Consider the following 19,025-nt stretch of genomic DNA (forward strand, 5'->3'; position numbering starts at 1 on the left):
CAGCTTCATATAAGTTGGCCAAAAAGCCCGTTCAAAGCTTGAAAGCTCTGGAACGGGCTTGCACAGGATGATTTACTTTTTAGCCGAACGAAGCTTGGACAGGCGTTCCTTCTCTTCACCTAACAACTCTTCCGCCAATTCCACGGCGTTTCGGTTCCCCTGCTCAATCACCTGAGCGACCGCTTGCTCTGTATGGGATAACGAATTCTCCGCTTGCTGAATTAACTGTTCCGTCGGATGGGACATGGCCGAGGATACGGCCCGGTGCAGTTTCTCCACGGAATCTAACGCGCTGTTGCTTGGACTGTTGGAGTGAAGACTGGAATCGTGACTGTTCATGACGGATGCTCCCTTCTAAAGTCATTGTTCCTGTTGCCCTCTTAGCATGGATGGCTGAGCCAGGAACTATACCCGTAGAAATGGGAAATCCATGAATCTTCATTTGGGGGCCCGAACAGCCCGTTGGTTACTTCACAAACGGCAGCGCCTTCGCCAGCACTTCATCCTCTGTAGGTGCGCTGACATAACGGCCGTTGATATAAATGAATGCGCGTTTGCCGCAAGGACCGCAATAGGATTTGCAGCCGATCTTAATGTCGGCATCCGGCACCATTTTCTGAATCTTCGGGATGATTGTCTTCAATTTCGTATGCCTGCATTTCTCGCAGACGCGAATATCATTAGCCATTATTCATTACCTTCTTTGTTCTGAAGTATCCTAGTGGTCGCCGTGATTCCCTTGGGATGGATTCGTAATGACAAAGCCTTCCTCGGGAAAATAAAGATAGTCGATTTTGACGCCGTCCAGAAAAGGTTGTCCAGCCTCCAAAATGACGTCGATCTCTTTATCCGTCGATACGACGACATCGCTTTCCTTAGGTGTGTCCAGATCCAGTCCATAGTGGGCATGATCGCCATGCGCATGGGTAACCAGCACGCGAAGTTTCTTGTCCTTGTTTTCTTCCTTGTCCAGCTCTCGCTTTATCACTTTGGCCGCATTGCGGGTAATTTTACATTTCACGTATATTCATCTCCTCACGGATGTTTCATTCAATATGTTATTGTAGACCCCTGCCGACTTTTTCGCAAGGGTTCTATCCGTATTGCCGCTGCCCGAAGGCCGCTTACCTTGCGCGCTTGACCGTGCCTTGATTCTCACCGAGCAAACCCGGATATTTCCGTTCGACGCGGGATACGAACCAGTTCATCAGCAGCATCGTGACTCCGATATCATCGATCGGCAGGAAAGGCATGAAATCCGGCAGTACCCAGTACAGCGCAACCGGAACCAGGAATAACAGCTTGTCCCCTAAAGCAACCCGGGAAGAGGCCAAGTACCCGAATATCCGCTGGAATACGTGCGACCAGCGCCGAAGCGACCATAATCTTCTCCACTTCATGGTGTATACCTCCATTCCAATTGCATGAATATATATTACCCAATTCCTGAATCTCTAAGAAATCCCGGCCATTCCTATGCGGCCCGCAATCAATCAGAGGGCGAAAAGAGGCCACTGCCTTGATCCATGACAAGCAGCGGCCGATTCTTCTATCTTTGTATACGTTTAGGAATGCTTCTCGTTTCATTATCAGGTTATTCCAAAGACATGAACGCCGACAGGATCGATCCCACCTCGACGCACAGGTCCTCGAAATCCTCAAGCGGCAGCGGATTAATCCCATAACCGATCTCCACCGTAAAGCCCGGTCTCCTGAAATGCTGAATGAACCAATCCTTGTAGCCCGCATCGCTCCCCTGAAGCTTCACCGGCCTGTAGCCGCCCGCCTGACCCATTATTCTGGCCATGTTCTCGCTTTCCGGAGGTTCGTAGTCCCTGTAATTCCAATAAATTTCCCTGCCTTGGCTGTGAAGGGAAACGGCTCGTTCCGGAGAGATCGACAGGGTATGCTGATAGACGGTCTCGGCTTCCGGCTCGCTCAGCGGCTTAGCCCCCGCATAATCCTGCGGAGAAGGACGCGTTTTGCCCCTGCGAGCAACCTCCTCGTTCCAATGCGCCGGGAATTGGTCCCCCAAATCCACGCCGTTGATATTCGCCTTCCATCGGCGAAAGTCCTCGCGACCGCCATTCCATTCCAGCAGACGTTCATAATATGGATGAGAAGGTGTGATTCCTTCTTGTACGAGCTCTACCCCGTCCGGGTTTGCCATCGGGACAACCCACAGCGTATAGTCCCGGTACCAGGCCGTCGGTTCCTGATGATAAACCGTTGAATCTTGGACCAACGCTCTGCCGTACTCCTCCATGAATCGCATCAGACAAGGAGTGGTGATCCATTCATTGGCATGCAGCGCCGCATTCATGTGAAGATTCTTCGGGCCTTTGCCGATTTTGGCCGCATATATGGGTTTGCCGAGCACGCTCCGTCCGATGACGCTCCACTCGATGGCAGGGTAATGCAGCTGCATCTCTTGGATATCGCGCTCCAGATCCCCCGGCCCATATTCGCCGGTTAACCGTATCAAATGCTTTTGCGTCGGGCCCGGCAGAACGATCGTTTTTCCTCGGGGCAGCTGATTAGCCGATAAACCGGGATTCAATTCTTCCAAGGCTTCCTTGCGAAACCGGAACGCACTGGCAATACGATCAAACGTATCATGCTCCTGAATGACATACCGCCGGCGCAGCGATGCAGGAAGATAGAGCATTTGTCCCTGCTGGAGATACGGCTGTTGGGCGGCCCATGGATTTGCCGTAATCAGCTGTTCATACGCCAGACCGTATCTGGCAGCCACGCGTCTTAATGTATCGCCTTTCTGTACGACATATTGCTGCATAATGGATTCCTTTCCGCGGCTAAGCCGCTTCAATTAGCGTCCAATCCATGTATATGAGCAGCCGCTTGTCCGACATGAATGATGCAGCCGATCGAAACGGCGCCAAGCCCCTTCCTATCGTATGAAGGCGATCGTGAAACCAAAGAAAGGCAGGAAAGGGCCTCATCCCTTGTCCTGCCTGCCTCGCATTCTCGTATTCGTAATCATTTTAATAAGCTTTAAAGTATGAACCGTGAATTATAGCTTCGTAATCTGCCATACCACTGGCGTCCGCTTGATATGCTCACCAAGCCATTCGGTTGCAATGCTCTGAAAAATCTCCGGATCTCCTGTACAGAAAAATTGATGCACCGGCCCTTCCATGCTGCTCGCGAGTTGGCCTTTATCGTACAGAATCGTGCTGACTTCGCGTGCCGTCTCATCGGCGGAGCTGATCAGCTTCACATTCGGCCCCATGACGGTTTGAATCGTATTCATGAGAAACGGATAGTGGGTACAACCCAGGATCAGGCAATCAATGGAGGTATCCTTGATGCCTCGTAGCGATCGCTCCACCACCTGCAGGGAATCCTTGGACCGGAACAATCCGTGTTCGACGAGCGGTACCAGCTCGGGGCAGGCTTGACTCTCTACCCCGATATATGGCGACAGCTGTTTCAGAGCCGCTGTATACGCTCCGCTGCCAATGGTTCCGACCGTACCGATCACGCCGACGTGTCCGGTCTTCGTTGCGCTTATGGCGGCTCGTGCCCCTGGATGAATGACACCGATGACCGGCACAGGCACTTTGGACGAAATATAATCAAGCGCCGCCGCCGTTGCCGTATTACAGGCGATAACGATCATTTTGGGATCATATTGAATTAAATAATCTACGATTTGCTCCGTAAATAAACGGACTTCTTCCGGTGTACGGGGTCCGTAGGGTGCGCGGGCTGTATCTCCGAAATAAATAATCTTCTCTCTCGGGAGCTGTCTCATCACTTCTTTGGCGACAGTCAGCCCGCCCACACCCGAGTCTAGTATTGCGATTGCTTGCTGCACGAACCCACCGCTTCCTTCTTGTCAAATTCATGGTTTACAGTGATACCATATGTCATTTCGGATCGAAATGTACCTTAAATCTTACCCCAATTCCCCCCTATCTTCAACAAGGGCGCCGTTGTGAAAAACCTTGGATACAATGTTCAAGCAATTGTAGGACTCTTGCTCCAGATGCGGAGCTTAGGTAGTTTATACTATAGTAAGCGCGCGTATAGAAAAGGAGAATCTCACGTGAATGACAGCATACATCGCACCGGCCTTTTTCAGGCTGCGAAGCAGTTTATCGGGCTCTGTTATGCAGAGTTAAACCGGACCGGGGAAGAAGTGCAGTCCCGGATCAGCGACATCCGCTCACAGATCGAGCGGACAGGTACATATGAACATACGCTAGAGGAACTGACGCACGGGGCCAAAATGGCCTGGCGAAACAGCAACCGCTGTATCGGGAGACTGTTTTGGGATCGTCTGAAGGTCATTGATGCCAGACACTTAACGGAGACCTCCGACATCTTTTCGGCGCTTCTCCACCATATCGAGAGTGCCACCAATGGCGGAAAGATCATACCTACGATTACCATTTTCAGAGCTGCGCGTCCCGGGGAAGCTCCCATAATGATCAAAAACCATCAATTGATTCGGTATGCGGGTTACGAAACGCCGGACGGCACGATTGGCGACCCGGCTTCGATCGCCTTTACGAAGGAATGCATGGAGATGGGTTGGCAGGGTGACATGACCCCCCATGATGTGCTGCCGCTGGTCGTGCAGCAGGGGAATGAGCCGCCTGAGTGGCTGCCGATACCGAAATCCTCCGTGCTGGAGGTCTGCCTGGAGCATCCTGATCTTCCGGAGCTTAAAGAGGAAGGGTTAAAATGGTACGGGGTGCCTCTCATCTCGGACATGCTGCTTGAGATCGGGGGCGTTACGTATACGGCCGCTCCGTTCAACGGTTGGTATATGGGAACCGAAATCGGTGCCCGCAACCTCGCAGATGAGGCCCGTTACAACAAGCTTCCGCTCATCGCCAAGCTGATGGGACTGGAGACTTCAAGCGAAGCCACCTTGTGGAGGGATCGTGCACTGGTCGAACTCAATGTGGCCGTGCTTTATTCCTACAAAAAGGGGGGCGTCAGCATCGTGGACCATCACTCGGCTGCAGCCCAGTTCGGTCTGTTCGAACGGCGTGAAGCGCAGGCCGGGCGCGAGCTTACCGGAGACTGGAGCTGGCTGATTCCTCCGGTTTCGCCGGCCACCACGCATATTTTTCATGCATCCTATCATAATGACATGCGTTCGCCGAATTTCCATTATAGGAACAAGGAACAATAATCCCGCCTGACCATGCTAAACACTAAACGCAGCAAAGCCGGGGCGTTTGGCGCCGCCCCGGCTTTTCATGTATTTTGGCGTGATCCATATTCCCGTAATCGATGTGCTGAAGACTGATGATCCTGGTTTTAATCGTTGATCTTCTCTTCCGAAACAGAGGGCACATACGCCTCTTCTTCAAAATCCTCATCAAACGAGGACACCTGTGCGATTTCCTCTTCTGCCAGCCAGCTCTCCTGCCGGTTCCGCCAGGACTGAATGTCGGAGATGACATTCTCGGCACGATCCGTCATGATGCCGATCAGATTAACGCCCTGCTCTCCTACCTTCTCCGCTGCCTCCTGCACCTTGGCACCGATTCCGCGTGCGCCGTCAGCAATGTCATCCCGAAGCTCTTTGCCGGATTTCGGAGCCAGAAGAAGTGCGGTAACAGAACCTGCAACACTGCCGATCAATACTCCCCAGAGGAGTCCTTTGCTCTTCTCTTTCATATCCCATCTCTCCTTCTATTTGGCTTGCCCTTCGCCGGACTTGGAGGCATATTTGTTCCAGGAATGCCAGAGCGTCATCCCGGCATCCACCCAACGGAACATCTCCCCGATCTGCCGTTCATTATCGAGGCGAGCACGTTCCAGATGCTCAATGGCCGTTATGGAAGCTTTTTTCCCCACAGCATGAACCGCATCGGCCGTCTTGGCTACGGCTGTCGCTGCACTGGACATGGAAGCGGTAAAAGCTTCGCCGGCTGCCAGCTGACGCTGTATCATCTCCAAAGAGACGGAAGCCTGCTCAAGCACTTGCGAAGCCTCCTGTGCCAATCGGGCGCTGTCTTCTTCAAGCCGGCCCAGCAGGGTCTCAGCCCGCCGCATCAGCTTTCTAATCGACAGCATCATGACCACCGCGGCAACCGCGATCAGCACGATGCCGGCGGCAGCGGCCAGCGCACTCCATTCTGTCATCGGGAACTCCTCCTTTCGTCCGACCGGGCGAATGCCTAGTCGCTTGATGCATTATAAGCAGGATGGGCTTGTCTTGACACAACATCGGCGATCTTTTTATTGCGGCCAGAGAACAACGAATATCCCCGCCCGCTCAAGGAACATGCCGGCAACGGTACGAATTCAACAAAAAACAGACCGGTCAGAGGATTTCCCTGAAGGTCTGTTCTTCCATGAGTCATATAGATGAGCGAGCCCATGCGGGCATGGGAGATATCATTCAAGCTAAGCTAAGCAGCCATCAGTACAGTTCGTTCTTTAAATATTCGCGAACGTTTCCCGCAAACTGCTCCAGCACATCGGGCAGCACGGGCGTTAAAGAATGCAACGCCTGCCGGTCCCAATCATAGTAGTCCTGTACGAGCGGCTTACGTAAACGAACCAGCTCCATCAGAACCTTATGAACCTCTTGCGGAAACACCTTTTCCTCATGATTGATATCCATGATATCTTCGTAACTGCTGGCATCCCGCATAATAAATCCGTCGATCAGGTAGCTGCCCACATCCGTGACGACCTCGATCGCCAGATGAAGCGCACGCTCCTGAACCAGGCCCAGCACCAGGCCTCCGTCCCACGATTGCGCCGCGGCCCGCAAACCTTCCGCAATGTCCGGAATTGCGTTCAGCCGCCGTTCAATTTGCTCTTGATTCACATAATACACCGCAAATCTCCTCCAGCCTGTTGTTGTAAGTCTATCTACGCCTACACTTCAAAATCAACGCTAAGCGTATGATCTTTCACCGTATTGATGTATTGGATCACTTCCTGGTGTACGGGGTGAACGGCATAAGCCTGCAAATCTTCAAGATTGTCCACTTCAACGATCAAAGCCAAATCATAAGAGCGCTCGGAGCGGATCACATCGGCACCCGCTTCAAGGGATCTCAGCATCGGAATTTTCCCGTCCATGTCGCGCAGCACCTGCACGGTTTTCTCAATATTCTCTTCGGTTGGATCCTTCAATTTGAAAAAAACAATATGTTTAATCATCGTCCGTTCCTCCATCTCTAGCATATATGTAATCTCTCGTATCTATCATACCCCGTTCGACCGGAAAAAGAAATCGCTCCCACGAACATGAGGAACATTCAAGGCTCGCCAGATATAACCAAACAGGAGCACCAACTGACGGTGCCAGAACGTGCTCCTGAATGAACATCCTATTAAAATGCCAGCGATTTGGATTTATGCGCTAAATATGGTTCAGCATGTTCCGGGCAATCCAGACCCCAGCGGCTCCTGCCTGAGCAAGCCCTCGGGTAATTCCGGCGCCATCCCCGCCGCAATACAGCCCCTTGATCTCCGTCTCGAAGGAATCCGACAGCTTCGGCCTTGCGGAGTAAAACTTGGCCTCGACGCCGTAGAACAACGTGTGCTCCGACGCGATCCCCGGCGTGACTTGATCAAGCGCTTCAACCATCTCGATCAGACTTTTCATCGTGTTGTAAGGCAGCACCAAGCCAAGATCGCCTGGAACGGCTTCCTTCAGCGTCGGCTCAAGAAACCCTTCGCGGATTCTGCCCTCGGTGGATCTCCGGCCGCGAAGCACGTCGCCGAATTTCTGCACGATGACCCCGCCGCTGGACAGATCATTCGCCCGCTTGCATATTTCGCGCGCGTATTCGTTAGGCTTATCAAACGGCTCCGTAAACTTATGGGATACCAGCAGCGCAAAGTTCGTATTGGCCGAGCCCAATGCCGGATCCTTGTAGGAATGGCCGTTAGCGGCCATGACGCCGCTGTGGTTTTCCACCACGACATGGCCGGAAGGATTACTGCAGAATGTCCGCACGCGGGTCCCGACCGAAGTGTTGAAGATGAATTTGCCTTCATACAAATGCTCGTTGATTTCACGCATGACCACATCCGAGGTTTCGACGCGCACGCCGACATCCACTTGGTTATTATGCATTTTCAATCTGCGTTTTTTAAGAATGCCGGTCAACCAGGCAGACCCGTCGCGGCCGGGGGCAACCATCACCAGATTCGCCTCATGGACCTCTCCGCCCTTCATCGCGATGCCGGTGACGCGGTGGGTGCCGTCCTCCTTGACGGTGACGATGTCCTCGACCTCCGCCCGGAATGCCATATCAATCCTTGTCTTTAAATATTCATAAATCGACTTCAGGATTTCCAAATTCTGCTCGGTTCCAAGATGTCTTACCTGTGCGCGAAGCAGCTTAAGGCCTGCTGCGTATCCTCGCTGTTCAATATCGCGGATCGCATGGGTCGTCGGATCTGTAATGGCAGGCGTCGCCCCATGCTCCAGGTTGATGGCATCCACATATTGAATGAGCTCCATGACTTTGGATCCGGGCAAATAATCGGTCATCCAGCCGCCAAACTCTGTGGTTATGTTGAATTTGCCGTCACTGTATGCCCCGGCTCCACCAAATCCGGCCGTAATCGAGCAGGCCGGCAGGCAACCGGCGAATTCCTTCCGGCCTACCGCCGGAGGACACAGCTTAATCTTCTCCTCCAGAATCGGACAGCTTCTCCGGTAAATATCATGTCCCTTGTCAACCAGCAGCACCCTGCTGCCCGGTGATTTCAATGTCAGCTCATAACATGCAAAAATTCCCGCAGGACCGGCACCAACAACGATAACATCATATTTGCTCATCATATCCCCCTGTGTGTTTGACTGTCGTTTGCGCACACCGATTTCAGGCACAAAAAAATCCTGCTCCGAATAGGTATGCATGCGCACCCTATTCGTAGTCAGGAATTTAAGGTCCCTTGTAGAAACCCCTGAACCTTATTTTCAGGGATATACGAATAAGCCTATTTTTCTCTTCAACAACCATAGTTAATATAAAACGGAATTACGAATGAGTCAATACGAATATTTGGAATTGTTCGTCTTTTGAGATAAATTTCGATTTATCCAGGGGCATTCTCGTTAATTTTTATAAAAATACGAACAATGTTCCAACAAGACCAAATACACATTGTAGGTCTATCGAACCACCGCGCCGGCTCTATAAATCATGTAACAACGAAATGGAAACAAATGTTTAGTGATTGGCTATTGAAAAGCTAGTGTCGAATATTGTAGTATTGTGTTAAAAAAAATCGGAGGAATTATGCCTACACAACTGCAGCAAGAAAAACACTCCATTGAGGCGTGGTCCCTGATCAACCGTAAATATTTGGGGAAAGGCGTGCGGGTCAAGCGCTTTCGTCGGCCGACCCGCTGCCAAATTCGTAACCGCGTCCTGCTAGCCGTACTTATGGCCAACGATATCAAATTGTCGCAATTGGCCGAGGAACTGGGAGTATCCTCCCGTAGCGTCAGCGCCTGGGTATATGAGGGACGCGTTCCCGGAAAAAACAACCTGGAGAAAGCCTGCGACTACTTGGGTTATCCCCGCCACATTCTCTTCAGAGAAGAATTGCTGGACAAGTCGCCCTTGATCTGTCAGCCAGCGCCTTCCCGATTCATGAAACGCACCCTGACACGCTCTCCGGTCAGCAATCGGATTCTGACAGGCCTGTGCATGGTTCATGATTTGTCGGTGAGCGATGTCAGCCGCTGGATCGGCGTGCATCCCGGCACGTTCCGCAAATGGCTGCACCAAGGCACCGTACCTTCAGCAGCATTCCAGGAGAAAGCGGAACAGTTCTTTCGAATCCCTAAGTCTGTGTTATTCGCAGATTGCGCACTGAAGCAAGAGTCCCGATAAAACTACCGTTAAACCAATAACCATACTTATGATCTGACACAAATGCTCTGCTTGCCGGACTCCATTCGGCCAAGCCGGGCTTATTTTGTGTCATGGCATAGTTTGAGGTTTTCAGGGAATACAAGTAACATCGGGCATACGAAAGCATCCAGGAATGAGGTGACTGACGAATGAAGCTGCGTCAGAAGGAAATTGGCGCTTCACTGGGATTGCTGGCTGGAACGACCATGGGAAGCGGCATCGGTTTCCTGCTCGGATGGCACTCCTACAATCTGATGGCCCTGGTATCCCTCTTCGGTTTTTTCGGAATTGCAGCCGGTATTTGGGCAGGCTCCCGAAGAATATTCAAAGAGCTCCCTTAAAAACCATGCGAGGCTCGTCGTTCTGCCTGATTCTTGATGAACATTTAGGCATAAGCTCAAAAAAAGCAGGCCGGTAATTTTCCGGTCTGCTTTGTTATGATTAGTTATGGGTCTTCGTCTCGTTTATAACGTACAATTTCCCAGGCTTAACGCCATCGTTTTTGAAATGTTGAACGACTCCGTCAGTGGCGGCTCTTTGGTCATGGCCTCGGGTGGTCGTATCCGGCATATCCTGAATGCTCCAGGTCTTGCCTCCGTCCTCGGTTTTGGCTTGACCGCTGAATCCCGTTTCGGGCGAGATAAAATGGAGAAAGCCGGCATTCGGCGTGCTTCCTATCCGGTTCCATGTTTCTCCGCCATCCGTCGTACGGTACAGATCGTTATTCTCCATCACGGTCCAGGCCTGCTTTCCGTTCAGCGCAAAGATTTGGCGTACTGTGCCCTTCGGCTGAGCTTGAACCTCCCATTCCGTGCCTCCGTCATCACTAAAAGCAATCCAGCCTTCTCCGCCGATCCAGCCTGAGTTATGATTAACGAGCCGGACTGCCGTCACATCCGATAAATCCACATCGGGTTCGGCCGCTGGATCTTCTTGCGTGTCTGCTGCGGAACCGTTTCCTGCGCTGCCATCCGTATGGCCTGAGGTTTCATCCGTGCCGGAAGGCGGCGCTGCCTGAGGAATATCTCCCTTGGGGGAATTCGCCGATGCTTCAGTCGGCAAAGGCCCGGCCCCATTCCCTTTATCCGATGACTGGCATCCGACAGCTACGCTGACTGCGATCAACATCATCAGCATAAAGCCCATCCTGTTTCGAGGTTTTATCATGCGATCACACCCCTTATGTTCTAAAATACCAACCGTAACGGCTATTTACGCTATTCGTCCCATTCCATCACCCTCATACGGAACGGTACCTCCTATTCAGTATAACGCGATTTCCACATGAAGAGGAACGAAAAAAGCTGTTTTCCAAGTGAATTCCACTTGAAAAACAGCTTTGCTTCATAGATGCGGTCGAGAGGACTCGAACCTCCACGGGGGTAAGCCCACACGGACCTGAACCGTGCGCGTCTGCCAATTCCGCCACGACCGCATATTATGTAAGTCGTGATCGTGTTGATCACCGTAATTAAGAGTATATTACGCCCCAAGCTAAAAAGCAAGCATTTTTTCAAAAAAAATGTCGAAACCATCATTTCATCATGGTTTCGACTAATCAGGCCAGTCTCAGATCGTCCATTGATCATGTATGATGCCGGACAATACCCAACGATCCTCATACCGCTCAAACACTAGCCGCAGGCTTTCCCAGTCCATGCCCGCATAATCAGGATCAACTCCATCATAATAATACTCCACGATGCCGGCCTCTCTGTACTGGCTGCTGGCATTGTTCACCGTATTTCCTTCGCTCTTCGATTGGTTGTATCCGATCCACGGCGCCTTCGCAAAGTCCAGCGAATAAATGAATTTCTTGTAATAGTCATCAAAAGTCATCGAAATCGGTTCTCCGCTGCCGTCAAACTCACCCCATCGGTAAACGGCGTCGTTGTTCAATCCCTGCCGCAGCTGCTGCTTGCTGAGCGTTACGTCCTTCTGCCGGTCGACGTAAGCATACGGAGAGAAGGTGATTCCGTCTGGATGAGCGAGTTCGGCCAGCTTCTCAAAATCCTTGTTTTTCAATAATGCGATCGCTTCAGCACTGATTTTGGATAGGGCGGCTTCTGCCTCTTTCGGCGTGAGCAGCGGATAAATCATAACTTCTTTTGCCTTGTTATCCCAGGCAACCTTGCCTCCAAGCCCTTCAGCCGAGAAACGGAGCGGGATGTAAACCCGTCCCTCCCTGAGAAGAGGCGGAGCATCCAAGGTCACGACCTTGCCGTCTTTCATGGCACGGGTATGCCCAACGGTATAACTCGTTGTATGTTTGCCATTTCTCACGACCGCCGTCCGATCGGCTTGATTCCAACGCACTTCGGCACCCATTGCTGCCGAAATGCCGCGGAATGGCACCATCACCCTCCCTTGATGAATAAAAGCTGGCGAATCCAGCAGCAATTTGCCGCCATTCACCCTAACTTCAATAGGTTGGTCTGAAGATGTGCCCGAAGCCCAAACTTCTTCTCCTCCGAACTGGAAAACGGCGATCCCAATCGCTGCCGCCATGAAACCGGCCAGCAGCTTTTTCACTGCTTGACGTTTCTTCATCACGAACTCTCCCTCCTTCAGCTCAGTTCACTAATCCTTTCTCCATTTCATTATAAAACATCTATTACCCATAGACCCATCCCTAAAGCAATTGCTGCCGGTTACTCCGTACAGGCCACTGGATATGCCCTCCCCTCACGCTCCAGGTCCGCTATGGCTAACCCCCCATTATATTCACTCAACATCCCCTTTACGTCGAGAATCAGGAAAGAGGAATTGGGGCGCTGAGGAAGAATTGTCTAAGCATGAGATTACATTTCTTACGGGGGGAATTGATTTGAAACGATATGCGCTGCCGTTGTTTATCCTGATCATGAGTCTGCTTTACATTTTCTTCATTCCTTCCGAGCCCTTGCTAATCAAACTGCTGTTCAAGCTCATCCCCATGTGGCTCATCATCCTGTTTGCATATCGGCAATTCCCGCCCCGTGCCACGAAAGTTCACTATCTTCTGTTATCGGGACTGTTCTTCTGCATGATCGGTGACGGTACGCTGATCTGGTTTGTCGTCGGCCTTACCTTTTTTCTGATCGGTCACCTGTTCTATACGGCCGGCTTTCTGGGAAAATGGCGATATTCGCTTCCCCGCCTCCTCAGCATTGTTCCGATTGCGGCCTATTCGGTCTGGATGGGCATTCAATTGGTGACCTCTCTCAACTCAAATGGGGAGCAGGCTTTGATATTTCCCGTCATCGCTTATATTGCGGTCATCTCGACCATGCTCTGGACCTCCGTCATGACCGGAAACCGGTTAGCCATGCTTGGAAGTCTGCTCTTTGTCATCTCGGACTCGATCCTGTCCTGGAACATGTTTGTTTCCGATATCCTTTATTCGAACGTATGGATCATGACCACGTATTATGCAGCCCAGTTTCTGATAGCCAGAAGCATCTCGGCTTTTAACTGGACGAAAGCGCGGAACAGGGGCGACTCGTCACTCAATGCTTCCGCCATCCATTAGAAAACCAAAAAAAGCCGAGTCCGGGTTCCCCCGGGCTCAGCTTTTACAGGACATTTCACCGCTTCATGTTCCATGATATGTCGGTCCATAACTCCCCTATCAAGCAACGAAGCAACGCCGAGTCCTTAATCACGCCAGTTCATGCGAACCTGCTTAATCCCCTCTACCTGCCACAACTGCTCGAACAATCCGTTAATTCCCTTGCTGTTAAACGAGTATACCCGGAATTCCATTGTGACCTTGGTCGAATCGTCTTCCGTCGTGTCATTGTTCACGATCATGCCTTCCACCGTCATATTGGCCTTTTGCAGCAATTCCGTAATTGTGCTCACATGTACCGGACGGTCACCCGCCTCGATGATAATCTTTAAGCTGCCGGACTTTTTGATAAAGAGAAACCTCGATTCCAATTTATTCAGCACCAGCGTGCTGACCAGAACGATCGCTGTCGTGATGATCGCAGGCCAGTAAAAACCGGAGCCCACGCTTAAACCGATAGCCGCTGCCACCCATAAAGTGGCGGCCGTGGTCAGACCTGAAATGATATGATTGGAACGACGCAATATGGCTCCGGCACCAAGAAAACCGATACCGCTTACAACTTGTGCTGCCAGCCGGGCAGGATCAAACCTCGCATTGGGATGATTGATCAGTGCAGAATCAAACCCGTAGATGGAAGTCAGCATAATCAGCGTCGATCCGACGGCTACCAAGAGATGGGTTTTTAACCCGGCCTGCTTATTCCGGCGTTCCCGCTCCCAACCGATCAAACCACCGAGCAATGCAGCGAACAGCAGCCGCATCAGCATGGTCTCCGTATCCAGTTGAAACACATCCATTCCTAATCTCCACCCATCTTCATCTTGTAAGGCGGCTCTTCGTTATGCCATATGTTCATCCTGCCAGCGCCATAACTCTTTGCTGGAGGTGGATATGCCGATTACACCGCTCTTTAGAGCCGTATCAAAATCCTCCAAATCGATCATGAGCCCCCCTGCAATGACAGGCACGTCCACCTCTGCGCGAATACGTTCCATAATCCGCTGGCACACCATGCCCGGGAGCACTTCAATGGCATCGGGATTGGAGGCCTTAATCATCTTGATCCCGTTGTCCAGGGAGACGGAGTCAAATACGAACAGACGCTGAACCGTTAACAAGCCCAGCTTCTTTGCTTCCACAATCGCCGTGTTTTTTGTCGTGACAATCCCGTCGATGCCAACCTTCTCAGCCAAGTACTTAACTCCCGTCTTATCTTTGCCGATCCCTTCAATCAGATCAAAATGCACAAACGAAAGCTTGCCTGCCTCGCGAATCTCCTCGACGATCGATTCAATGATAAAAATATCGGTCTTGAGAATAAATACGATGTTCGATTCGGTCGATAACACGGCAGGAAGTTCATCCGCATTCATTAATGAAGTAATAATGGGTTTACGCTTCAAGCAATACGAAATTCGTTGTGCACCTTCAACACTGGTTTTCATGTCTTCACCTCGTTGCCGCCGCAACCTCTCCAATTCTCCCGTTGCCCCGGCATATTTTTGTAGATACTCGTCATTGTGCTTCGTTTGCCTGCTGCAAGGCAGTACCGCTGAGATAAATATCGTGAACCGAATTCAGCACATAGGTGGGCTTCACGCTGCTGTCCATCAGATCCTCCTTGGTCGACACCCCGGTCAGCACCAAAGCCGTGCTCATTCCCGCCTGATTGCCCATCTTGATATCCGTCTCCAGCCGATCCCCCGACATCAGGCAATCTTCGGCCTTCACTCCCAAAATATCAAGAGCCGTCAATGCCGTCAAGACGGAGGGTTTGCCCATGACCGTCGTAATGGTAATGCCGGCAGTGCCTTCGATGGCACCAATCATGCCGCCGCAATCCGGAACATCACCGCCAGGCATCGGACATGTTCGATCCGGGTGGGTAGCAATAACCTCAGCGCCCCCCTTGATCGCCTGATATGCAAAATCCAGATGACGGTAGTGAAAATCCCGATCCCACGATACGACCACGACGTCGGTTTCCTCCGGGGATGAGGCGAATCGTATCCCATTGTCCAGGAGCTCATCCTTCAATATATCCTCGCCAATGACGTACACTTTTGCGTCCGGATGATGCTTCTGAAGATAATGAATCGTAACAAGCGCGGGATTCAGAATATGATTCAATTCAACCTGAATGCCAAGCTTCGCTAATTTCTTTAAATAATTCTCCCTAGAGTCTATCGTTTTGTTGGTCAAAAACAACAGCCTCTTATCCAGCCCCTGCAAGTAATGAATGGTCTCCACGGCACCGTCGATGGCCTCGGCCCCAAGATAAATCGTTCCGTCCAAATCAAAAATATACCCTGCAAAATGATCCATACTTCGTTCTCCTCTGCATGTTCAATCTGTAATTTCGCCTGCAAACGTCATGGGACAGGTCTGGTCAAATATCTCTGTTATATCTCCAGCCCCTGTCCGTAAGGTATACATATGACAGCGCCATGTCCTTTAGTCCCTGGACCGGCGGTTCCTTGCGGATACAAAAAAATGAGAAGCGCTTTGCATGGAAGAAACCTTCATTCATGACAAATGAAAGATTCTCGTTATGCAAAGGGCTTCTCATCATCTCTGCCCGCTCTATAACTTTATATGGTTATACTACATCCACATTTTACATTTGACAAGATCATCATGATGATAAACCTTATCGGTTCATCGCCGACACGGCCGATGGATGCCCGGCTTCTTCTTCGGAGACCGTTTCATTGACGTGTTCCCGATCCGTCGGAGCTGCAGCCAGCTCTATTCTGCTGCCTTCCGCCACTCCCCATGCCGCTTGCAATTGGTCCTGCAGCAGTTCCCATTGCCTGTCGACTTCCTCATGATCCCACTCTAAGTATTCTCCCATCAAGCTCATGACGGAAGCAATGACTCGCTCGGTTTTGGGCCGGTCGAATAACATCCAGCCTGTTCTTCTTAACAGAAAATCCACGGCACTCATCGTCATTTCGCATTCGATGGAATACTCGATTTCGGCACGCAGCAATCTAAATCCGACAGCTTCTGTTTTGTCGGAAGCAGCCTTGATCCGTTTAAACAGTTCAAGGGTATCGGTACCATACCTGGTCATAAGGCTCCTCACGTCATCGTGCCTGATGCCGAGGGATTCGCCCTGTTTAATAAGCTTCTCCTGAGCTTCCGCATAGGTGAGTCCGTTCAGGTCTCCTCCGCTTATCGGAACCCGATCCGTCGTACAGGGAGGATAGATGGTGCCATCGGCGTCCTGAAGCTGTCTGGCAGCAAGGTTGACGACCTTTTCGGCCATTCTCCGGAATCCGGTCAGCTTTCCGCCCGCAATCGTGATCAACCCGGAATCGGATATAAACAACTCATCTTTTCGCGATATTTCCGAAGGACCTTTTCCTTCCTCGCGAACGAGCGGCCGCAGTCCCGCCCATCCGGATTCGATATCGCTTGGCTTCAGCCCTGCTTCCGGAAACGCATGATTGACCGCATCGATGAGATAGCGCCGGTCTTCCTCGGTGATGCCGGGCGTCTCAATCGACCCTTTATAGACTGTATCAGTCGTTCCGATATACGTCTTGCCCTCCCGCGGAATGGCAAAAATCATACGGCCCCCCGGCACATCAAAATAAGCGGCCTGTCGTACGGGGAGCTTGGCATGATCCACCACCAGGTGAACGCCCTTTGTTAAGAGCAGCTGCTTGCCCTTGAGCGAATGATCCTTCAGCCTGACCTGATCCACCCATGGACCCGCGGCGTTTATAATTTTTTTGGCGTATATCGCATAGGTCTCCCCGCTCAATTGGTCTTCCACCTGTGCTCCTGCTACTTTTCCTCCTCGATATATAAATTCCTGCACCTTGGCGTAATTCGCGATGTGCGCTCCCTTAGCCCTTGCAGACTTTACCACTTCGACCGTCAAACGCGCATCATCGGTGCGGTATTCGTAATAATAACCGGAACCTTTCAATCCCTCCTTCCGAAAGAGCGGTTCAAGGGCCAGGGTGCTTTCCCTCCGAAACATCTTCCGCCGTTCGCTGCGTTTGACACCCGCCAGCCAATCATACAGATACAATCCGACACAGCTGGCAAAATAACCATAAGTGCCTTTTTTATAAATAGGGAGCAGCATGGGGATCGGCTCCACCAGGTGCGGAGCGCTGCGGTGAAGCAGTGCCCGTTCGGAGCCCACCTTCCGTACCAGGCCGATTTCCCCTTGCTTCAAATACCGGAGTCCCCCGTGGATCAGCTTCGTTGATCTGCCGCTCGTTCCCGAAGCAAAATCATTCATCTCCACCAAGCCCACGCTCATCCCTCTGCAGCTGGCGTCCCAAGCAATGCCCGCCCCCGTGATACCGCCGCCAATCACCAGCACATCCAGCTTATTTGCCGACATGTCCTGTAAATAACGGGTCCGCATCTTGGCGGATAAGCTTGTGTCCACCTGACATTCTCCTCTCTCAACATATAATAAGAAAAACATCTATCGACGTACCTTCACAGAAGACAGACCGCATTTAGTGGACGTTTTTCTTGCGATTATCGAATGGGTTCAGCTTCGCTGAAAACTTTTACATTCAATAATCTAAAAAAAGAACCGCTTCTGCTCGGAATGCATACCAAATACGGTATGCATGTAAGCAAAAGGGTTCTCCGTCGTCTCCGCCGCTTTATGCAATCAATATGATTACTCATTATATGTCGCTTTTATATTTATGTCTATATGGAACCTGATAGAACCGCAAAACCCCGGGATCACTTTTTCCGTAAAGCCGATGGAGCCATCCGCTTATATTTCTTGAAGGTCCGGCTGAAATAATAAATATCGTTGAATCCGGTAGCAGCCGCGATTTCCGATACCGTAAGCGGGCTTTCGCGGAGCAGGTAATCCGCCCGGTTGAGCCTGGTTTCATTCACGTACTCCGTTACGGTTCGGCCGCTGATTTCCTTGAACAACCGGCTGAAATGAAAACGGCTGAGGCCGGCCATGCAGGATAACTGCTCCACCGACAGATCCTCCCGGTAATGCTCCTCGATATACTTGAATATCGGTGCAAACCGCTCGACGTTCTTCATCCGCTCGACGTATTCATCTTGCGTCAGAACCGTTGCGACATAACCTCGAAGCAGGAGCGTAAGCAATCGGTACAGCTCCGATTTGATAGCCAGCTCATAACCGAATTCCTGCCGTTCCAGCTCCTTGATAATGGATAGCATGGGCGCCAGCGCATCAGCCCCGCTGATTCGGTTCTCGAAGATCAGCCGGTTCTGGGTGATCGGCGTGATGAATTTCATCTCGGGCGCATCCAGGGAATGGCTCTGCAGCAGCGAAAAATCCGCGATTAACGCATAATAAAACAAATGGTCCGACTGGCTGAGGCCATAATGCAGTTCATTCCGGTTAATGACGATCATATCGCCTTCCTTGGCGGTAAAGGTGGTCGAGCCGCATTCCAGCGTCGCTTCCCCCGAAACAAAATATAATATTTCAAGATGCTCATGCCAGTGATGATTAAATAATACCTGTCCCCGGCCATCAAACTCGCAACGATGAACCTTGATCGGAAACTGAGGATCCGGCATCGTCATCGGTTCTCGCAGTGTTTTGTCCAATGCTCTGATCT

22 protein-coding genes, 1 tRNA gene and 1 riboswitch are annotated in these 19,025 nt (G+C 51.2%); of the genes, 4 read left to right on the top strand and 19 right to left on the bottom strand.

Going from position 1 to position 19,025, the window contains the following annotated elements:
- Window positions 1-72 precede the first annotated feature (72 nt).
- The 6 genes from MHH82_RS23395 to racE all read right to left on the bottom strand — a co-directional run bounded on the left by MHH82_RS23395 (window position 73) and on the right by racE (window position 3,841).
- Complete coding sequence (locus MHH82_RS23395; RefSeq protein WP_009593780.1) at window positions 73-339, bottom strand: hypothetical protein; 267 nt, start codon at window positions 337-339, stop codon at window positions 73-75.
- 127 nt (window positions 340-466) lie between these two features.
- A complete protein-coding gene (locus MHH82_RS23400; protein ID WP_015736716.1) occupies window positions 467-688 on the bottom strand; it encodes a DUF1450 domain-containing protein in 222 nt (73 codons plus the stop codon).
- A gap of 30 nt (window positions 689-718) precedes the next feature.
- On the bottom strand, window positions 719-1,021 hold the full coding sequence (locus tag MHH82_RS23405; protein WP_009593786.1) for a HesB/IscA family protein: 303 nt from the start codon (window positions 1,019-1,021) through the stop codon (window positions 719-721).
- Between the two features lie 103 nt (window positions 1,022-1,124).
- Complete coding sequence (locus tag MHH82_RS23410) at window positions 1,125-1,400, bottom strand: hypothetical protein (protein WP_015736717.1); 276 nt, start codon at window positions 1,398-1,400, stop codon at window positions 1,125-1,127.
- Between the two features lie 194 nt (window positions 1,401-1,594).
- Window positions 1,595-2,797 carry a M14 family metallopeptidase gene (locus tag MHH82_RS23415; RefSeq protein ID WP_340970120.1) on the bottom strand — a complete coding sequence of 401 codons (1,203 nt, stop codon included), beginning with the start codon at window positions 2,795-2,797 and terminating at the stop codon, window positions 1,595-1,597.
- Between the two features lie 237 nt (window positions 2,798-3,034).
- Window positions 3,035-3,841 (bottom strand): glutamate racemase, encoded by an 807-nt coding sequence (gene racE, locus MHH82_RS23420; RefSeq protein WP_009593789.1) that lies wholly within the window; start codon window positions 3,839-3,841, stop codon window positions 3,035-3,037.
- A gap of 231 nt (window positions 3,842-4,072) precedes the next feature.
- Between racE and MHH82_RS23425 the strand changes: the two genes are divergently transcribed.
- Window positions 4,073-5,170 carry a nitric oxide synthase oxygenase gene (locus MHH82_RS23425; RefSeq protein ID WP_340967987.1) on the top strand — a complete coding sequence of 366 codons (1,098 nt, stop codon included), beginning with the start codon at window positions 4,073-4,075 and terminating at the stop codon, window positions 5,168-5,170.
- A gap of 128 nt (window positions 5,171-5,298) precedes the next feature.
- On the opposite strand, the gene MHH82_RS23430 is transcribed toward MHH82_RS23425, so the two are convergent.
- From MHH82_RS23430 to MHH82_RS23450, 5 genes are all read right to left on the bottom strand, one after another.
- Window positions 5,299-5,661, bottom strand: a complete 363-nt coding sequence (locus MHH82_RS23430; RefSeq protein ID WP_009593785.1) for a YtxH domain-containing protein — start codon at window positions 5,659-5,661, stop codon at window positions 5,299-5,301.
- Window positions 5,662-5,676: 15 nt separating this feature from the next.
- A complete protein-coding gene (locus MHH82_RS23435; protein WP_036660182.1) occupies window positions 5,677-6,129 on the bottom strand; it encodes a DUF948 domain-containing protein in 453 nt (150 codons plus the stop codon).
- 280 nt (window positions 6,130-6,409) lie between these two features.
- Window positions 6,410-6,832: a DUF86 domain-containing protein gene (locus MHH82_RS23440; protein WP_009593787.1), complete on the bottom strand. Its 423-nt coding sequence runs from the start codon at window positions 6,830-6,832 to the stop codon at window positions 6,410-6,412.
- Window positions 6,833-6,873: 41 nt separating this feature from the next.
- Window positions 6,874-7,161 (bottom strand): Dabb family protein, encoded by a 288-nt coding sequence (locus MHH82_RS23445; protein ID WP_340967989.1) that lies wholly within the window; start codon window positions 7,159-7,161, stop codon window positions 6,874-6,876.
- A gap of 202 nt (window positions 7,162-7,363) precedes the next feature.
- Window positions 7,364-8,794, bottom strand: coding sequence for an NAD(P)/FAD-dependent oxidoreductase (locus MHH82_RS23450; protein ID WP_096776075.1), 1,431 nt, complete (start codon window positions 8,792-8,794; stop codon window positions 7,364-7,366).
- Between the two features lie 75 nt (window positions 8,795-8,869).
- A riboswitch (purine riboswitch) is annotated at window positions 8,870-8,969 on the bottom strand.
- A gap of 288 nt (window positions 8,970-9,257) precedes the next feature.
- Here MHH82_RS23450 and MHH82_RS23455 point away from each other — a divergent pair.
- Window positions 9,258-9,857: a helix-turn-helix domain-containing protein gene (locus tag MHH82_RS23455; protein WP_009593788.1), complete on the top strand. Its 600-nt coding sequence runs from the start codon at window positions 9,258-9,260 to the stop codon at window positions 9,855-9,857.
- A gap of 170 nt (window positions 9,858-10,027) precedes the next feature.
- Complete coding sequence (locus MHH82_RS23460) at window positions 10,028-10,219, top strand: hypothetical protein (protein ID WP_036660178.1); 192 nt, start codon at window positions 10,028-10,030, stop codon at window positions 10,217-10,219.
- 100 nt (window positions 10,220-10,319) lie between these two features.
- Here MHH82_RS23460 and MHH82_RS23465 read toward each other — a convergent pair whose 3' ends face one another.
- From MHH82_RS23465 to MHH82_RS23475, 3 genes are all read right to left on the bottom strand, one after another.
- Entirely contained in the window at window positions 10,320-11,045 is a 726-nt protein-coding gene (locus MHH82_RS23465; RefSeq protein WP_235201621.1) for a WD40/YVTN/BNR-like repeat-containing protein, read from the bottom strand.
- Window positions 11,046-11,229: 184 nt separating this feature from the next.
- Window positions 11,230-11,313 (bottom strand) — tRNA-Leu (locus tag MHH82_RS23470).
- Between the two features lie 134 nt (window positions 11,314-11,447).
- Entirely contained in the window at window positions 11,448-12,428 is a 981-nt protein-coding gene (locus MHH82_RS23475) for a copper amine oxidase N-terminal domain-containing protein (RefSeq protein WP_015736726.1), read from the bottom strand.
- A 277-nt stretch (window positions 12,429-12,705) separates the two neighbouring features.
- Between MHH82_RS23475 and MHH82_RS23480 the strand changes: the two genes are divergently transcribed.
- Window positions 12,706-13,389, top strand: coding sequence for a lysoplasmalogenase (locus MHH82_RS23480; RefSeq protein ID WP_041622039.1), 684 nt, complete (start codon window positions 12,706-12,708; stop codon window positions 13,387-13,389).
- A gap of 125 nt (window positions 13,390-13,514) precedes the next feature.
- On the opposite strand, the gene MHH82_RS23485 is transcribed toward MHH82_RS23480, so the two are convergent.
- From MHH82_RS23485 to MHH82_RS23505, 5 genes are all read right to left on the bottom strand, one after another.
- Window positions 13,515-14,228 carry an MgtC/SapB family protein gene (locus tag MHH82_RS23485; RefSeq protein WP_009593619.1) on the bottom strand — a complete coding sequence of 238 codons (714 nt, stop codon included), beginning with the start codon at window positions 14,226-14,228 and terminating at the stop codon, window positions 13,515-13,517.
- Between the two features lie 42 nt (window positions 14,229-14,270).
- A complete protein-coding gene (locus MHH82_RS23490) occupies window positions 14,271-14,876 on the bottom strand; it encodes a glycerol-3-phosphate responsive antiterminator (RefSeq protein WP_015736728.1) in 606 nt (201 codons plus the stop codon).
- Window positions 14,877-14,946: 70 nt separating this feature from the next.
- Complete coding sequence (locus MHH82_RS23495; protein ID WP_015736729.1) at window positions 14,947-15,756, bottom strand: HAD-IIA family hydrolase; 810 nt, start codon at window positions 15,754-15,756, stop codon at window positions 14,947-14,949.
- Between the two features lie 325 nt (window positions 15,757-16,081).
- Window positions 16,082-17,845 (bottom strand): glycerol-3-phosphate dehydrogenase/oxidase, encoded by a 1,764-nt coding sequence (locus MHH82_RS23500; protein WP_340967998.1) that lies wholly within the window; start codon window positions 17,843-17,845, stop codon window positions 16,082-16,084.
- Window positions 17,846-18,156: 311 nt separating this feature from the next.
- Entirely contained in the window at window positions 18,157-19,014 is an 858-nt protein-coding gene (locus MHH82_RS23505; RefSeq protein WP_340968000.1) for an AraC family transcriptional regulator, read from the bottom strand.
- Between the last annotated feature and the right edge of the window lie 11 nt (window positions 19,015-19,025).

The organism is Bacillus sp. FSL K6-6540, from assembly GCF_038007545.1.

Bases quoted from the DNA above. Each gene is read 5' to 3' on its own strand.
- MHH82_RS23490 (WP_015736728.1), bottom strand. From the start codon at position 14,876: ATGAAAACCAGTGTTGAAGGTGCACAACGAATTTCGTATTGCTTGAAG.
- MHH82_RS23400 (WP_015736716.1), bottom strand. From the start codon at position 688: ATGGCTAATGATATTCGCGTCTGCGAGAAATGCAGGCATACGAAATTG.
- MHH82_RS23475 (WP_015736726.1), bottom strand. From the start codon at position 12,428: ATGAAGAAACGTCAAGCAGTGAAAAAGCTGCTGGCCGGTTTCATGGCG.
- MHH82_RS23435 (WP_036660182.1), bottom strand. From the start codon at position 6,129: ATGACAGAATGGAGTGCGCTGGCCGCTGCCGCCGGCATCGTGCTGATC.
- MHH82_RS23455 (WP_009593788.1), top strand. From the start codon at position 9,258: ATGCCTACACAACTGCAGCAAGAAAAACACTCCATTGAGGCGTGGTCC.
- MHH82_RS23485 (WP_009593619.1), bottom strand. From the start codon at position 14,228: ATGGATGTGTTTCAACTGGATACGGAGACCATGCTGATGCGGCTGCTG.
- MHH82_RS23460 (WP_036660178.1), top strand. From the start codon at position 10,028: ATGAAGCTGCGTCAGAAGGAAATTGGCGCTTCACTGGGATTGCTGGCT.
- MHH82_RS23450 (WP_096776075.1), bottom strand. From the start codon at position 8,794: ATGAGCAAATATGATGTTATCGTTGTTGGTGCCGGTCCTGCGGGAATT.
- MHH82_RS23465 (WP_235201621.1), bottom strand. From the start codon at position 11,045: ATGATAAAACCTCGAAACAGGATGGGCTTTATGCTGATGATGTTGATC.
- MHH82_RS23445 (WP_340967989.1), bottom strand. From the start codon at position 7,161: ATGATTAAACATATTGTTTTTTTCAAATTGAAGGATCCAACCGAAGAG.
- MHH82_RS23410 (WP_015736717.1), bottom strand. From the start codon at position 1,400: ATGAAGTGGAGAAGATTATGGTCGCTTCGGCGCTGGTCGCACGTATTC.
- MHH82_RS23430 (WP_009593785.1), bottom strand. From the start codon at position 5,661: ATGAAAGAGAAGAGCAAAGGACTCCTCTGGGGAGTATTGATCGGCAGT.
- MHH82_RS23415 (WP_340970120.1), bottom strand. From the start codon at position 2,797: ATGCAGCAATATGTCGTACAGAAAGGCGATACATTAAGACGCGTGGCT.
- MHH82_RS23495 (WP_015736729.1), bottom strand. From the start codon at position 15,756: ATGGATCATTTTGCAGGGTATATTTTTGATTTGGACGGAACGATTTAT.
- MHH82_RS23395 (WP_009593780.1), bottom strand. From the start codon at position 339: ATGAACAGTCACGATTCCAGTCTTCACTCCAACAGTCCAAGCAACAGC.